The sequence below is a fragment of the Mesorhizobium sp. M1A.F.Ca.IN.020.03.2.1 genome (assembly GCF_004023205.1).
Classification (GTDB): domain Bacteria; phylum Pseudomonadota; class Alphaproteobacteria; order Rhizobiales; family Rhizobiaceae; genus Mesorhizobium.
The window spans coordinates 14,832-28,982 of record NZ_RZSV01000057.1 but is presented as its reverse complement, the minus strand read 5'-3'; the positions used below and the strand labels follow the sequence as shown (position 1 = coordinate 28,982).

General features: G+C 64.5%; 14 protein-coding genes. 6 read left to right on the top strand and 8 right to left on the bottom strand.

The annotated features are described in order from the left end of the window. Window positions 1–123: 123 nt before the first annotated feature. Window positions 124–1,935, bottom strand: a complete 1,812-nt coding sequence (locus EOA79_RS12095; RefSeq protein WP_095823993.1) for an ABC transporter ATP-binding protein/permease — start codon at window positions 1,933–1,935, stop codon at window positions 124–126. Window positions 1,936–2,053: 118 nt separating this feature from the next. Beyond that, window positions 2,054–2,824 carry a methyltransferase domain-containing protein gene (locus EOA79_RS12090; protein ID WP_095824183.1) on the bottom strand — a complete coding sequence of 257 codons (771 nt, stop codon included), beginning with the start codon at window positions 2,822–2,824 and terminating at the stop codon, window positions 2,054–2,056. A 99-nt stretch (window positions 2,825–2,923) separates the two neighbouring features. Between EOA79_RS12090 and gloB the strand changes: the two genes are divergently transcribed. Both gloB and EOA79_RS12080 read left to right on the top strand, forming a co-directional pair. Next, window positions 2,924–3,691 carry a hydroxyacylglutathione hydrolase gene (gene gloB, locus EOA79_RS12085; protein ID WP_095824182.1) on the top strand — a complete coding sequence of 256 codons (768 nt, stop codon included), beginning with the start codon at window positions 2,924–2,926 and terminating at the stop codon, window positions 3,689–3,691. A gap of 10 nt (window positions 3,692–3,701) precedes the next feature. Beyond that, on the top strand, window positions 3,702–4,133 hold the full coding sequence (locus tag EOA79_RS12080) for a cupin domain-containing protein (protein ID WP_095823994.1): 432 nt from the start codon (window positions 3,702–3,704) through the stop codon (window positions 4,131–4,133). On the opposite strand, the gene EOA79_RS12075 is transcribed toward EOA79_RS12080, so the two are convergent. Continuing rightward, window positions 4,130–4,801 (bottom strand): lysoplasmalogenase, encoded by a 672-nt coding sequence (locus EOA79_RS12075; protein ID WP_095799884.1) that lies wholly within the window; start codon window positions 4,799–4,801, stop codon window positions 4,130–4,132. The genes EOA79_RS12080 and EOA79_RS12075 overlap by 4 nt on opposite strands. 143 nt (window positions 4,802–4,944) lie before the next feature. Further along, complete coding sequence (locus EOA79_RS12070; protein WP_127335090.1) at window positions 4,945–5,736, bottom strand: DUF3108 domain-containing protein; 792 nt, start codon at window positions 5,734–5,736, stop codon at window positions 4,945–4,947. A 253-nt stretch (window positions 5,737–5,989) separates the two neighbouring features. Here EOA79_RS12070 and rpmB point away from each other — a divergent pair, with 253 nt between their 5' ends. The 3 genes from rpmB (at window position 5,990) to EOA79_RS12055 (ending at window position 8,940) form a co-directional block, all read left to right on the top strand. Further along, window positions 5,990–6,286: a 50S ribosomal protein L28 gene (gene rpmB / locus EOA79_RS12065; RefSeq protein WP_066990317.1), complete on the top strand. Its 297-nt coding sequence runs from the start codon at window positions 5,990–5,992 to the stop codon at window positions 6,284–6,286. Between the two features lie 111 nt (window positions 6,287–6,397). Continuing rightward, a complete protein-coding gene (locus tag EOA79_RS12060) occupies window positions 6,398–7,075 on the top strand; it encodes a queuosine precursor transporter (protein WP_095782450.1) in 678 nt (225 codons plus the stop codon). An 86-nt stretch (window positions 7,076–7,161) separates the two neighbouring features. Further along, entirely contained in the window at window positions 7,162–8,940 is a 1,779-nt protein-coding gene (locus tag EOA79_RS12055; protein ID WP_095823995.1) for a polysaccharide biosynthesis protein GtrA, read from the top strand. 67 nt (window positions 8,941–9,007) lie between these two features. Here EOA79_RS12055 and EOA79_RS12050 read toward each other — a convergent pair whose 3' ends face one another. The 4 genes from EOA79_RS12050 to EOA79_RS12035 all read right to left on the bottom strand — a co-directional run bounded on the left by EOA79_RS12050 (window position 9,008) and on the right by EOA79_RS12035 (window position 13,703). Beyond that, on the bottom strand, window positions 9,008–10,030 hold the full coding sequence (locus EOA79_RS12050) for an esterase-like activity of phytase family protein (RefSeq protein ID WP_095823996.1): 1,023 nt from the start codon (window positions 10,028–10,030) through the stop codon (window positions 9,008–9,010). After that, on the bottom strand, window positions 10,027–11,925 hold the full coding sequence (cobT, locus tag EOA79_RS12045; protein WP_095823997.1) for a cobaltochelatase subunit CobT: 1,899 nt from the start codon (window positions 11,923–11,925) through the stop codon (window positions 10,027–10,029). The genes EOA79_RS12050 and cobT overlap by 4 nt, the downstream gene beginning before the upstream one ends. A 53-nt stretch (window positions 11,926–11,978) precedes the next feature. Next, window positions 11,979–12,965, bottom strand: coding sequence for a cobaltochelatase subunit CobS (cobS, locus tag EOA79_RS12040; RefSeq protein ID WP_066990333.1), 987 nt, complete (start codon window positions 12,963–12,965; stop codon window positions 11,979–11,981). A gap of 123 nt (window positions 12,966–13,088) precedes the next feature. After that, window positions 13,089–13,703, bottom strand: coding sequence for a J domain-containing protein (locus EOA79_RS12035; protein WP_066990335.1), 615 nt, complete (start codon window positions 13,701–13,703; stop codon window positions 13,089–13,091). Window positions 13,704–13,848: 145 nt separating this feature from the next. Between EOA79_RS12035 and EOA79_RS12030 the strand changes: the two genes are divergently transcribed. Beyond that, window positions 13,849–14,151, top strand: a complete 303-nt coding sequence (locus EOA79_RS12030) for a BolA family protein (RefSeq protein ID WP_067319180.1) — start codon at window positions 13,849–13,851, stop codon at window positions 14,149–14,151.

The window sequence follows — 14,151 nt, the reverse complement described above, 5'->3', positions numbered from 1 at the left end:
GCCTCCGATGGCAGGCATTGGCGCTGCCTCGGCGCAGGCAAGGCATGCAAGCAGGCTGAACAGCTTGAGCATGGCAGGCTCCACCACGCCGGGATTCTTCCCGGCGATCGCGGCGAAATAAAGCTATTTCTTGGCGCGCGCGGCAACAGGCGGGGGTTCGATCGCCCCGGCGCGGAGACGGGCCGGCTTCAGCGCCGATCCGCTGCTGTCCTTGACGATGGTGAGCGCGCGCGGGAAGAACTGGTTGTTGTGCAGACCGCGCCCGATATTGAGGATAGCGGCGTGCGGCAGTCTGGCCTGCAGCATCGCCAGCACGCGCCGAAGCGTGGCGCCGTCGAACGTATCCAGCGCTTCGTCGATGATCACCCATTTCGGCTTCCTCAGCGCCAGCCGGGCGAAGGCGAGCAGCCGCTGCTCATCGTCGGCCAGCTCATGCTCCCAGCGCGCCGAGCGGTCGAGCTGGAACGAGAGGCGCTCGAGGCCGACTTCACCGAGCACGGCGGAAATCTCGTCGTCGTCGATCTTGGTGCCTTCGGCATGGTTGAGCACGTCGCGCAGCGTGCCGAGCGGGAAATAGGGGGTGCGCGGCACGAAGAACGGTGTCTCTCCGGCCGGCATGCCAATGCGGCCGCCGCCCCATGGCCAGAGGCCGGCGATCGCGCGGAAGAACAGCGTCTTGCCGGCGCGCGGATCGCCGGTGATCATGACGCGCTCGCCGGCCTTTATCTCGACCTCCGTCTCTGCAAGCCTGGTGCAGCCGTCGGGCGAGGCGACTTCGAGCTTGTCGAATGTCAGTGTGCCATTTGCGTTTTCGCCGAACGCGATGCGCTTTTCCTTGGCATGCAGGATGTCCGTTTCGCCGAGCGCGATGCGAAAGTCGGCAACGCGCATCAGCGTTGCCCGCCAATCGGCGATGGCGCCGATGTTGTTGATGAACCAGCGCAGCGAGGAATTCACCTGGTTGAAGGCGCCGACGGCCATCATCAAACCGCCGAAGCTGATGTCGCCCGCGAAATAGACCGGTGCGGCGACCAGAATCGGCGCCACCACGGTGATCCAGCCATAGGCGTCGGTAACCCAGGACAGGTTGATCTGGGCGCTGTAGATGCGCCGCATGGCGTCGAGCACGCCGCCGAGGTCGAGCTCGAGCTGCCGCCTGGCGTCCGCCTCGCCATGGGCGAGCGCGATGGCGTCGACATTCTCGTTGACGCGGACCACGGAGGAGCGCAGCACGGCCTCGCGCGTGTAGCGATCGCTGTTGAAGCGGATCAGCGGCCGGCCTACCAGCCAGCTCAGCCAGGAGGCGATGCCGGCATAAAGGATCGCCGCCCAGACCATGTAGCCCGGTATTTCCAGCGAATGGCCGCCGACATGGAAGACGAAGCCGGAAGAGAGCTCCCACAGCACGCCGATGAAAGATACAAGCAGGATGAAGGATTGCAGCAGGCCGACGCCGAGATCGGTCGACAGGTCGGAGAGATGCCCCGCGTCCTGCTGCATGCGCTGATCGGGATTGACGCCGATCGCACCCGCATGGGTGAGCCGGAACGCACGCGCCGGCCGCATCCATTCATCGATCAGGTCGAGCGTCAGCGCCTCGCGCAACTTCAGCCGGATCGTCTGGTTGAGCCAGGTCTGGCCGACATTGAGCACCAGGAGGCTGCCGGCAATTGCGGCAAATACCATCAGCTGATGCAGGAAGCCCGGCAGGTCGCGCCGCGCCAGGGCATCATAGAAAGGCTGGTTCCAGCGATTGAGCAGCACTTGCCCGATCGAGGTCGCGACGATGACGCCGACAATGCCGATCGAGGCCCACAGGAGCCGCCTGCGCACCGGCGATGCCTTCAGCGCCAGCCTGATCGCCGCCAGCTGGTCTGAGAGGCGGCTCGTCTCGACTGAGAACGCGGCCTGTTCGATACTGGGCGTGTGGTCCATATGCGAGATCCCTGCTGCCAGGAACGGTCATTGGCGGCGATGCCGCACCCCGAACCCGCCTCTGAGATAGGGTGACGATTGCCGTATGACGCAAGGCTTGGCCCCGATCACGAACGCGTCATCCGCCCGCCCGCGGCACCGGGTCGTCGGCCCGACGTCCGAGCGTCGTTGCGCCCTGCGGCGAGAACACCGGCACGAAGACGCGGCGCGACGCGCGCTGCGCGACAGGCACGCCCTGGTAGAGCCGCTTCTGTGCCTCGACGACGATGACCCCGGAAAAGATCGGCCAGAGCCGCCGGCCGGCGCGCTCCAGCACGTTGTGGAACTGCATCATGGAGCGCCGCGGCGATGGCGGGAAGAACAGCGCATCCGACCATGCGGCCGGCGTGAAATTGGCCTCGCGCAGCAATTCGGTGAGCTGGCCGCGCGAGAACGGCCGGCCGTTGCCGAAGGGCGTGTGCTCGAAACGCGCCCAGACGCCGCGCCGGTTGGGCACGACGATGACGACCCTGCCCGCCGGCGACAGCACGCGCCAGATCTCGTTCAGCGTCTCACGCGGATTTTCGACATGTTCGAGCGAGTGGACGAGCAGCATGCGGTCGATGCAGGAATCGACCAGCGGCAGCTCCTCGTCGAAGACCAGCGCCGTCGCCGTCGGCCCCGTCGCCGGCCAGACCACCGCCCCTTGCGTCGCCGGCATGAAGGCAAAGACGCGCTCGGCATCGGCGCCGAACCGCTCCAGCCACGGCAGCGTGTAGCCGAGACCGACCAGGCGCTCGTTCGGAACGGGCGCCCATATCGACGACAGCGACATGGTGATCGCGCGCTCGGCGAGGCGCCCGAGCGTGGTCGAATAGAAGGACCGGAGATCGACGATATCGGAATGCATGCGCCGGACGGTAGCCGCGATATCCGGCGAGTTCAACAAAGGCGGATGACATCGGCGGCCGGGCGCCCTATGTCTGCGGCCATAACGGAGAGCGACGTGATGCCGGTCGAAATCGAACAGTTCATGTGCCGCACCGACAATTTCGGCGTTCTGGTGCATGACCCCAGGAGCGGGCAGACGGCGATCATCGATGCCCCGGAAGAAGCGCCGATCCTGGCTGCGATCAAGCGCACCGGCTGGACCCCGACGATGATCCTGACCACGCATCATCATGGCGACCATGTCGAGGCCAATCTGGCCCTGAAGGAGCGCTTCAAGCTCACCATCGTCGGACCGGAAGCGGAACAGGCGAAGATCCCCGGCATCGACGAGACGGTCAGCCAGGGTTCCGTCATCCGCCTCGGCGAGGAAAAGATCGAGGTCATCGAGACGCCCGGCCATACCGCCGGCCATGTCTCTTACCATTTGCCGGCCTCGAAAGTGGCCTTCACCGCCGACACGCTGTTTGCGCTGGGCTGCGGTCGGCTCTTCGAGTGCAAGCCGCCGGTTATGCACGATTCGCTGAAGAAACTTGCCGCCCTTCCGGCCGAGACCGTCATCTATTGCGGCCACGAATACACATTGGCCAACGCGCGCTTCGCCCTGACCGTCGACCCCAGCAATTCAGCATTGAAAGAGCGCGCCGCCAGGATCGAGAAGCTGCGCGCCGACAATAAGCCGACCCTGCCGACGACGATCGGCGAGGAACTGTCGACCAATCCGTTCCTGCGCTGGCACGACCCGGCGATCCGCAGACATCTCGGCATGGAGAGGGCGAGCGATACGGACGTGTTCGCCGAGATCCGCAAGCGCAAGGATAACTTCTGAGCGCTCCTTTATGACCAGCGCCGCCGAAATCATCGCCGCGCTCGGCCTCGAGCCGCACCCCGAGGGCGGCTGGTATGCCGAGACGTTTCGCGACGCGGAGGGTGGCACGCGCGGCCATTCGACCGCGATCTATTTCCTTTTGGAGCAAGGCCAGCGTTCGGCCTGGCACCGGGTCAAGGACGCGGCCGAGGTCTGGCATTTCTATGCCGGCGCGCCGCTGGCTCTCTCCACGCACGAAGAAGGCTCCGGCACCGTCGTCGAACATCTATTGGGCGCGGCACTTTCCGCCGGCGAGCGGCCGCAGATCGTGGTCCCGGCCGGCTGTTGGCAGTCGGCGCGCAGCCTCGGCGGATGGACGCTGGTCGGCTGCACGGTGGCACCGGGCTTCGATTTCGCAGCCTTCGAGCTGGCCGAGCCGGACTGGCAGCCGAAAACAGCCTAGGCCAGCAGGAAACCAAGCGTGATCGCCAACTGGGCCGCATAATAGAGCACCCAGACCGCGTAGCGCATCCAGACGCGATGCGGCGAGCTCGCGGCCAGCAGGAAGCGCTCTGCCGCCAGCAGCCCGTCCGATATGATGAACAGCACGGCTCCGGCGATGACCCAGGGATGAAAGGTCGTGAGCGCCGAAACACCCATGGCGAGGATCGCCCCGGCATAGACGGCGACCGGAACGCGCAGGGCGGCTCCGACGCGCCGCCAAAGCGCGGCGAGCATCGTGATAACGAAAACCGCCAGCGCCAGCGCAATGGCGCCGCGCCAGGACTCGGCGGTGAGCAGGCCGATTCCGCCACCGGCGTTCAGGAACAAGGCGACATAGGCGACATGTGCGGCAAGAAAGCTCGCCAGCCCTGCAAGAAAGGCTTTTTCACCGTCTTGGGAGAGGAACGCGTCGCCGGCGGCGCTGAGCGCCAGCGCTGCGACGAGCAGCGGCGGACTGCCCTGCATGACGGCGAGCGCCGCCAACAAGGCCACGGCCAGCGTCTTGGCGGCGGAACGGGCGAGGCGTGGCGGCAGCTCGAGCGCAAGGACGTAAATCGCGGCGGCGGCGATCGAGAACAAAAGCGTCGCATTGGGATTGGCGTCGATGCCGCCCGGAAACGGCATCATGCGCGCGCTCCGCCGGTCGCCGGCTTGCGCAGCCCCGAGGCTTTGGTGAGCAGTGCAAACAGCGCCCACAGGGCGTCCGCCGAGAAACCGATCAGTGTTGCGCGCCCCATGCCCCATCCCCAGCGGCGCGCCGTGGCGCCTAACTATTCGGCTGCTTCGAACCGTCTTGCGCTGATGGTCAGCGGGCCGATCTGGGTCCCGACCGTGGCGCGGATCGGCGCATATACGCCGGATTGGCCGACGGGTGCAAATGTCACCATCATGCGGCTTTTGTTCTTCAGGAAGTCCAGCGCCTTGCGGCCCTTGCGATAGCCCGCCACCGGCTCGAAGCCCATCTTGCAGGTGACGGTGTCGCCCTTGTAGCCCGGCACCGAGATCGAGCCTTTCGAGGCATAGGTCAGCGACAGGTTGGCGCGCATCTCGCCATCGTAGAATTTGACGGTCCGCCCGCAGACCTTGTCCAGGCTGTCGGCATGGACGACGGTCGCGGCCATCGGATCGACCACCGATTTCAGGTCGCCGGAGCCGACCGGCACCCAATTCTTGGGATCGCGCTTGCCGGGCTCCGGAACGACCTTCGTCGAGGAGACGTCGCCATCGGCGAAGCGTATGTCGACCACCGATGCCTTCTTGCCGGAAGTATAGTCGGCCCGGAAAACCCGCGGCCGCATCTGCTGGCCCGAAATCGTACCCTTCGACGAGATCGTGCCTTTCGTATCGTCGAACAGCTTGGCGATGCCGGCGGCCGAGACGGTGCCATTGATGGCATAGGTGTCGCCGTCGTAACGGCTGGAAAACGTCGCCCTGGCGACCGAAAGGCCCAGGAACGACACGGTGTATTCGCCCTTGAAGGACTGCGGCGAGGCAGCAGCGAAGGCGGTTGTAGGCACAGCGACGGCGAGCAGCGCGGCAAGGGCTTGGGATGGGCGAAGCATGGCGGCGGCAGGTCCTTGATACTGGCGGAAACGCAACGGTTCCAGCCTGGCAATCCCTTCGCGCAGGGCTTATACGACGAATTCCGGCCTTTATATGGAGCGAGCTTGGCCGCCGCGTAGGTGCCGGAGCTTGACGTAGTGGCGAAATGCAACTATGGAACGCCAACTTTTCCAAAGGCCGCCTGACCGAGACCGCGCGCCGCCTGGCGCGGGCAGAATGGTTTGGCAGGTTTAGAACTGAAGGTTAGACAAGATGTCCCGCACCTGCGAGCTCACTGCCAAGGCAGTCCAGACCGGCCACAATGTGAGCCATGCCAACAACAAGACCAAGCGTCGCTTCCTGCCCAACCTGGTCAATGTGACGCTGATTTCCGAAGTGCTGAACCAGAACGTTCGCCTGCGCATTTCGGCCAACGCGCTGCGTTCGGTCGAGCATCGCGGCGGCCTCGACGCGTTCCTGGCCAAGGCCGACGCCAAGGAGCTGTCGCAGCGCGCTCGCCTGCTGAAGAAGCAGATCGCGAAAAAGCTCGCCGAGCAGTCGGCCGCCTAAAGCTCTCTTTTCAGGCGGGGGACGACCGCCTCGAGCACCGGCTCCAAACTGGTGCTCGGACAGTGAGCGCCGTCATGACGCTCGGCTGGTTCCATTACCCAGGATAAAAAAATGAACTTCCTTTCACGATACCTGCCTTTCGTGGCCGCCATGGCGCTTGTCGTCGTGGCGTCCAACATCCTTGTCCAGTTCCCGATGCAGGGCCAGATCGGCGGCCTGTCGCTGGCCGACCTGCTCACCTGGGGCGCCTTCACCTATCCTTTCTCCTTCCTGGTCACCGATCTTGCCAATCGTCGCTACGGCCCCGCTGTGGCGCGCAAAGTGGTCTTCGTCGGCTTCATGACGGCGGTCGTCTGCTCGATCCTCGTTCCGCCCTTCCTGTTCCGCCACGGTCTGATCGCGTTCGAGACCGCCGCTGACCGGCTGGTGCGAATCGCGGCCGCGTCCGGCGCCGCCTTCCTCGCCGCACAACTGCTCGACGTGACCGTGTTCAATCGTCTGCGCCGGCAAAGCTGGTGGCGCGCGCCGATCGTCGGCACGCTGGTCGGCTCTGTCTTCGACACGGTGGTGTTCTTCGGCGTCGGCTTCTCCGCCGCCTTCGCCTTTGTCGGGCCGAACGACGGCTTCGCGCTGGAGACGGCACCGCTGATGGGCGTGATGCCTGTCGAAACCATGCGCTGGGTGTCCTGGGCGCTTGGCGATCTCTCGGTCAAACTGATCATCGCGGTGGTGGCGCTGATCCCCTACCGGCTGCTTGCCGCCCGCTGGAGCCAGCCGGCCATCGCCTGACCCTTGAAGCGGCCCTTCGCGGCTTTACGCTTTGTTACGGCCATTGGTGCAGGATCGCCAAAACGATCCAGGACATTGCCATCAGCATGACCATCCAGGGCACCGGTTGGAAACATGACCTTCTGCTTTCGCTCTGCGCGACGCTGCTCGTGCTGGGGATCAATGCGATCTCCGGCTTCCCAACGATCGCGGACCTTGGCGCCGACAATGACAGCATGCTGAGGCTGGTCGAAGTTCGCGACCTCTTGGGTGGACAGGGCTGGTTCGATCTTCATCAATACAGGATGGGCCTGCCCGGCGGCTTCGTCATGCACTGGTCGCGGCTGGTCGACACCCCGATCGCGCTGATCATCTTCACCTTCCGGGTCCTAGGCGCCAGCACGGCTGCCGCTGAAAAGGCAGCGCAGATCATCTGGCCGCTTTCCCTATATGGGCTCACCATATTCGTCATCCTGCGCGCTTCCCGGCGTTTCGCCGGTACGGACGTGGCGATGCCTGCGCTGGTGCTGTCCACTGCGGCGCTGTTCTTTATCGGCATTTTCCACCCTGGCACCCTTGACCACCACAACGTCCAGCTCCTGCTCACGGCAGCCAGTCTCTGGCTTATGACGGAGGCTCCCTTCCGGCGGTCAGCCGCTCTTCTGTCCGGCCTGTGTGCAGGCCTCACCCTTGCCGTCGGCATGGAGACGGCGCCTTATGTGGCCACACTTGGCGCCTGCGCCGCCGTGCTCTTCATCGTTGATGAAAGGGAGCGCCAGACCGCGCGCGGCTTCGGCATCGGATTTGCCGCGATAGCTTTGGTGGTTCTCGTTGCCACCATACCGCCGTCGGCCTGGGGCGTGGCCGAGTGCGACGCCTTCTCGGCTTTCCAGTTCGTCATCGCGGCGCTGTCGGGCTTTGGACTGGCGGCGATTGCGGGTCTACCCGGACAGTCGACGGCTAAGCGGCGGTTCCTCTCAATGTCCGCGTTGGCCGTTGCAATTGCAGCCGTTGCGTTCCTGTTCTTCCCGCAATGCCTGGCATCGCCCTATGCCGGCATGGATGAGCGCATTCGCACCTATTGGCTGAACGACGTCGTTGAGGCGCAGCCCTTCCTCAGCGTGGCCGTCAACGAGCCGAAGCTGATGGCGGCGCGTTATGTGACGCCCTTCATCGCAATCCTGTTGATTGGCCTTCAGCTGCGCAGCCGCCGCCTGCGCCGCGAGGAAGCCCTTACCGCCGTGCTGCTGATCGTCGCTTTCGCCGTCAGCCTATGGCAGGTGCGCGGCTCGACCTTCTCGGTTGCCTTCGCGGTGCTGCCGCTCTCGACCTGGATCGCCGGGGTTCGCCTGCAGGCAACCGCCGCGCAGTCGTGGCGCGTCTCCACCCGCATCGCGGCGGCATGGCTGGTGTCGCTCAATGCGACCTGGGCCGGCGTCGCCGTCGCCGCGCAGTCCGTGGTCCAAAAGGCACCCGCAAAGATCAATTCCGATGCCGATCATGCGCTGACCTGCGGCAAGGCCTCGGACTTCAGCGACCTGGCCGGCATGCCGGCAACGACGGTGCTTGCGTCCTCCAATCTCGGCTCCCCCATCTTGATGTTTACCGGCCATAGGGCGTTGGCCGGCCCCTATCATCGCAATGTCGGCGGCAATCTCGCCATGCTCGACGCCTTCATGGGAACGCCGGATGCCGCCCGCGCCATCATTGAGCGCGAGCATGTCGGGCTGGTCGCCATATGCCGCGGCAATTCGGAAGAGCTTTCGCTCGCCGCCCAAGCTCCCAAGGGCCTGGCCGCGAGGCTGCTGAAGCGGGACGTTCCCGATTGGCTGGAACTGGACAGGGCGACGGCGAGCAAGCCGGTCGAGATCTATAAAGTCCGCTGAGGGCGGGCAACTTCGGGACAAATGCGCAGCGGTTTTCCGTCCCGAATTGGACAAAACCAAGCACCGCTCAATCCTGATGCAGGATGAATTCCAGGTAGAGGTTCCGCTGCAGGATCGATTGATTGTCGTCCGACACCAGCGACACCATCAGCGCGCCGTCGTCGCGGGTCCAGACGTCGAGCCCTTCCATATTGTCGATCTGGTAGCCCATATCGGCGTCGATCAGCACCGGGCCGTCGGCGACCGCGCCCTTCTCGATGCTCTCGCCATAGATACGCCTCAGCCGCATCTTCACCCCGCGCGCCATCGAGAAGCTGCGCTCGAGTAGCAGCAGGTCGCCATCGGGCAGGAAGGCGCCGTCGGTGATGTCGAAATTGCCGTTGCGCTTGATGGTGAAGACGCCCTTACTCGGTCCCTCGATGATGGCGGCATAGATGTTGCCGGCCTTGTCGAGGCTCTTTTCCGACACCACGACCAGGCCGCCCTCGTGCTGGCCGTAAGGGTTGGCGTGTGTGACCGTCTCGAAGCCGCGGTTCTGGCGCAGCTCCCGCGCCGGGACCAGATAGTCGAGCGTCTTGAACGGCGCCTTCATATTGTCCGGCTCGACCTTGAACTGGACGACGCGCTGGTCGCGCTCGAAACCGACGGTGGCGATACCGTCCTTGACCGCGAGGCCTTCGGCGTCGACCTCCCATTTCTTCTCGATCGGCTGGCCCGAGGCGTCGACCATCTGCTGCATGCGGAAATTCGACACGCCCGAGGGGCGCTTGTCGGCATCGTGGGTGATGGTGCCGAAGAACCACAAGCCGGTATCGGTGACGCCGATGAAATCGCTGCCTGATTTGAGGAAGCGGAAAGCCGAAAGTGCGCCGAAATCGCGCGACGGCGAGGTCATCTCCAGCCCGCCGACGAACTCGAGCGACCCGAACTGTTTCCGGTCGCGGCCGATATGGAACTCGGTGATCGGCCGCGCTGAAACTTCGATCGCCTCGACCACAGCGCCTCCCTCGGCGAAGACCGGAGAGGCGGCCGAACAGGCCAGCGCGCAAACAAAAGCCGTCCGCCGGAATCCGCCCCGCGAAAGGATCATCCGGCGCGCCTCAAACCACCGCGCCGCGTGTCGCGCGCGCTCTCCTCGCCGAACAGCGATGCCAATTGCTCCGTCATGGCGCCGGCCAGCTCTTCGGCATCGACGATGGTGACGGCGCGGCGATAGTAGCGCGTGACATCGTGGCCGATGCCGATGGCTAAAAGCTCCACCGGCGAGCGCGTCTCGATGAGATCGATCACCGCGCGCAAATGGCGCTCCAGATAGTTGCCGGGGTTGACCGAGAGCGTGGAATCGTCGACCGGCGCGCCGTCCGAGATCATCATCAGGATCTTGCGCTGTTCCGGCCGGCCGATCAGCCGGTTGTGCGCCCAAAGCAGCGCCTCGCCGTCGATGTTTTCCTTGAGCAGACCCTCGCGCATCATCAGGCCGAGATTGCGGCGCGCGCGCCGCCACGGATGGTCGGCGGACTTGTAGATGATGTGGCGCAGATCGTTGAGCCGGCCCGGATTCGACGGCTTGCCGTCCTTCAGCCACTTCTCGCGTGCCTGCCCACCTTTCCACGCACGTGTGGTGAAGCCGAGGATTTCCACCGAAACCCCGCAGCGCTCCAGAGTGCGCGCCAGGATGTCGGCGCAAGTCGCGGCAACCGTAATCGGCCGCCCGCGCATCGAGCCCGAATTGTCGAGCACCAGCGACACCACCGTGTCGCGGAACTTGGTGTCGCGCTCCTGCTTGAAGGACAGCGGCTGCATCGGATCGATAACGACGCGCACCAGCCTGGATGGATCGAGATAGCCCTCCTCCAGGTCGAAATCCCAGGAACGGTTCTGCTGCGCCATCAGGCGGCGCTGCAGCCGGTTTGCCAGGCGGCCGACGACGCCAGAGAGATTGGCGAGCTGCTTGTCGAGGAAGGCGCGGAGCCGGTCGAGCTCCTCTTCCTCGCAAAGGTCCTCGGCCCCGACCGTCTCGTCGAAGGCGGTGGTGAAGACCTTGTAGTCGATTTCCTTAGGCAGGTTGAGGAAGGGATTTTCGTTGCGGCGCGCCTCGCCTGGCGTCTCGGCGTCGGAATCATCCTCGTCGGAAAGATCGTCCGATGTGGCGTCGGTCGCCTCCGTTTCGGCCGACTCTTCCTCGTCGGCCGAAGCCTCCGCGTCCTCGGACTGCGACTGTTCGGAGCCGGAATCGTCCTCGCCGCCTTCCTCGCTCTGCTCCTCGCCCTGCTGCTCGTTTTCCTCGTTGTCCTCCGAGTCTTCCGTCTCCTGGTCGTCGCCGAGTTCCTCGGCCATCTCCATGGAGACGAGCATGTCGCGCACGATGCGGGCGAAGGCTTGCTGGTCATCGAGCCTGGACGACAGGCCGTCGAGGTCGCTGCTGGCCTTTTCCTCGACCCAGGGCCGCCACAGATCGACCAGTCGCTCGCCGCTCTTCGGCACGGTGCGGCCGGTGAGCTTTTCGCGCACCATCAGCGCCACCGCCTCCTCGAGCGGGGCGTCGGCCTTGTCCTTGACGTCGACCAGGTTTGCCCTGGCGTATTTGTCCTCGAGCATCGAGCCGATATTGTCGGCCACGCCCTGCATGGCGCGGCTGCCGATCGCCTCGACGCGGGCCTGCTCGACGGCATCGAAAATAGCCCGCGCGAGCTTGCCTTCCGGCGCCAGCTTGCTGTGGATGCGCTGATCGTGGCAGGCGCGCTTCAGCGCCATGGAATCGCCGATGCCGCGGGTGATCGCGATGTCGGTCCGGGAAGCCTTTTTCGGCAGTTCGGGCAGGCGGGCGCGGTTGCCGGCCAGCGCCGGCCGGTCCTTGGCGAAGCCGACCTCGAGATCCTTGTCGCCGGCGACGGCGCGCATGCAGACGGTGACGGCGCGCTTGAAGCTGTCCGCTTCAGACCCGTTCTTCGGCTTGTTGCGCGTGTTGTCGCCCGGACCCGCCATCGATCATTCCTTGCGCGTTGTGGTCCGAAAGGCCAAGCCTTCCGGCACGCGCCTTACCCCAGCACCACGTTGGCGGCGCTCTCCGGCAGATCCTCGCCGAAGGCGCGCTGGTAGAATTCGGCGACCACCGAACGCTCCAGCTCGTCGCATTTGTTGAGGAAGGTGAGCCGGAACGCCATGCCGATGTCGCCGAAGATCTCGGCGTTCTCGGCCCAGGTGATGACCGTGCGCGGGCTCATCACCGTCGACAGGTCGCCATTGATGAAGGCCGAGCGCGTCATGTCGGCGACGCGCACCATCTTGTTGACGATCTCTTTGCCCTTGCTGTCGCGATAGTGCTTGGCCTTGGCCAGCACGATCGACACCTCGTTGTCGTGCGGCAGGTAGTTGAGCGTTGTGACGATCGACCAGCGGTCCATCTGCGCCTGGTTGATCTGCTGCGTGCCGTGATAGAGCCCGGTGGTGTCGCCGAGACCCACCGTGTTGGCGGTGGCGAACAGCCGGAAGGCCGGATGCGGGCGTATGACGCGGCTCTGGTCGAGCAGCGTCAGCCGGCCCGACGATTCCAGCACGCGCTGGATGACGAACATCACGTCCGGGCGTCCGGCATCGTACTCGTCGAAGCAGAGCGCGACGTTGTGCTGATAGGCCCAGGGCAGGATGCCGTCGCGAAATTCCGTGACCTGCAGGCCTTCCTTGACGACGATGGCGTCCTTGCCGACGAGATCGATGCGGCTGACATGGCTGTCGAGATTGACGCGCACGCAGGGCCAGTTCAGGCGCGCGGCGACCTGCTCGATATGGGTGGACTTGCCGGTGCCGTGATAGCCCGACACCATGACGCGGCGGTTGTAGGCGAAGCCGGCGAGGATCGCCAAGGTCGTTGCCTTGTCGAACAGATAGTCCGGGTCGATGTCGGGCACGTGCTCGGTCGCCGCCGAATAGGCCGGAACCACCATCTTGGAGTCGAAGCCGAATTTCTCCTTCACCGGCACCGTCGTATCGGGCAGGTTGGCGATGTCGCGATCGACCTTGTTCATCTCTATCAACGTCTCCACGGGCGAAACGCCGCGTTTCGCCGGCAATCGATTTTGTTCGGGGGCGGTCTTAGAGCCTTTTCCAACCTTATGAAAGTTGGAAAACGACATGGACCGTAGGGTCGCTCAGCACAATCCTGCTTGCTTGAGCACGCGATAGGCCTGCAGCACATCGCGGAACCGGTCTTCCGAACCTCTGTCGCCGCCATTCGCATCCGGATGGTGGCGCTTCACGAGTTCCTTATAGCGCGCCTTGATATCCTTGCCAGTCGCCTTTGTATCAAGGCCAAGCGTTTCCAGCGCCTTGGCCTCAAGCGGCTTTGCCTTGCGCTCGCGCACTTCGCGCGTTCCGCCGCCGAACAGATTGAAGGGATCGCGCATGCGGTTGTAGTAGCCTGCACGCCCGGAGCGCTGCTGCGCGAAGTCGGGTGCCGAACGCATGCCGCCGCCATTGGCGCCCATGCGCCAGGTCGGCCGGTGTCCGGTCAGCGCCTCTTTCTGGAAGCGGGCGATCTCGCTGTCCGACACGCCCGAGAAGTAGTTGAAGCTCTTGTTGTATTCGCGCACATGCTCAAAGCAGAAGCGGAAATACTCGCCCTCCTTCAGGCGCCCGACCGGCGCGCGATGCGTACCGGCCTCGCTGCAACCGTCCCACTGGCAGATCGGCGCGCGCGACTTCAGCTCCGCGTCCTTTTCCGGCCGGATGCGAATCTTCTCGAAATATTTGGGATACGGTTTCATCCTCACCCATTTATGGGCTGTTCGCTACCGCGAAACAAGAATTGACATTTCGCCGATGATCGCCCTAACCGCTGAATCGCGGCCTAAAGCGGTCGAAAGCACAGATTTTGCGGCGGTACCGCAGATGTGGTGAAGGGAAGCCCCGATGTCCATACAGTCGACGATGGAAAACAAGCTGAAGGCGGCATTTTCGCCGGAAAGGCTCACCGTCATCAACGAAAGCCATCTTCACGCCGGCCATCACCACGTCGAGCACGGCCACGAGGCCGTCTTCGACGGCACCGGCGAGACCCATTTCCGCGTCCGTATCGTCTCGCAGAATTTTGCCGGGATGAACCGCATCGAGCGCCACCGCGCCGTCAATCGCCTCCTTGCCGACGAATTGAAGGCCGGCGTGCACGCGCTGGCGATTGAGCCTGCAGCACCTGGTGAGAAGACACGCTGGTAA

What these genes read in the sequence shown, in the direction of transcription:
- EOA79_RS12095 (WP_095823993.1), bottom strand. Translation starts at nt 1,935, where the DNA reads ATGGACCACACGCCCAGTATCGAACAGGCCGCGTTCTCAGTCGAGACG.
- EOA79_RS12090 (WP_095824183.1), bottom strand. Translation starts at nt 2,824, where the DNA reads ATGCATTCCGATATCGTCGATCTCCGGTCCTTCTATTCGACCACGCTC.
- gloB (WP_095824182.1), top strand. Translation starts at nt 2,924, where the DNA reads ATGCCGGTCGAAATCGAACAGTTCATGTGCCGCACCGACAATTTCGGC.
- EOA79_RS12080 (WP_095823994.1), top strand. Translation starts at nt 3,702, where the DNA reads ATGACCAGCGCCGCCGAAATCATCGCCGCGCTCGGCCTCGAGCCGCAC.
- EOA79_RS12075 (WP_095799884.1), bottom strand. Translation starts at nt 4,801, where the DNA reads ATGATGCCGTTTCCGGGCGGCATCGACGCCAATCCCAATGCGACGCTT.
- EOA79_RS12070 (WP_127335090.1), bottom strand. Translation starts at nt 5,736, where the DNA reads ATGCTTCGCCCATCCCAAGCCCTTGCCGCGCTGCTCGCCGTCGCTGTG.
- rpmB (WP_066990317.1), top strand. Translation starts at nt 5,990, where the DNA reads ATGTCCCGCACCTGCGAGCTCACTGCCAAGGCAGTCCAGACCGGCCAC.
- EOA79_RS12060 (WP_095782450.1), top strand. Translation starts at nt 6,398, where the DNA reads ATGAACTTCCTTTCACGATACCTGCCTTTCGTGGCCGCCATGGCGCTT.
- EOA79_RS12055 (WP_095823995.1), top strand. Translation starts at nt 7,162, where the DNA reads ATGACCATCCAGGGCACCGGTTGGAAACATGACCTTCTGCTTTCGCTC.
- EOA79_RS12050 (WP_095823996.1), bottom strand. Translation starts at nt 10,030, where the DNA reads ATGATCCTTTCGCGGGGCGGATTCCGGCGGACGGCTTTTGTTTGCGCG.
- cobT (WP_095823997.1), bottom strand. Translation starts at nt 11,925, where the DNA reads ATGGCGGGTCCGGGCGACAACACGCGCAACAAGCCGAAGAACGGGTCT.
- cobS (WP_066990333.1), bottom strand. Translation starts at nt 12,965, where the DNA reads ATGAACAAGGTCGATCGCGACATCGCCAACCTGCCCGATACGACGGTG.
- EOA79_RS12035 (WP_066990335.1), bottom strand. Translation starts at nt 13,703, where the DNA reads ATGAAACCGTATCCCAAATATTTCGAGAAGATTCGCATCCGGCCGGAA.
- EOA79_RS12030 (WP_067319180.1), top strand. Translation starts at nt 13,849, where the DNA reads ATGTCCATACAGTCGACGATGGAAAACAAGCTGAAGGCGGCATTTTCG.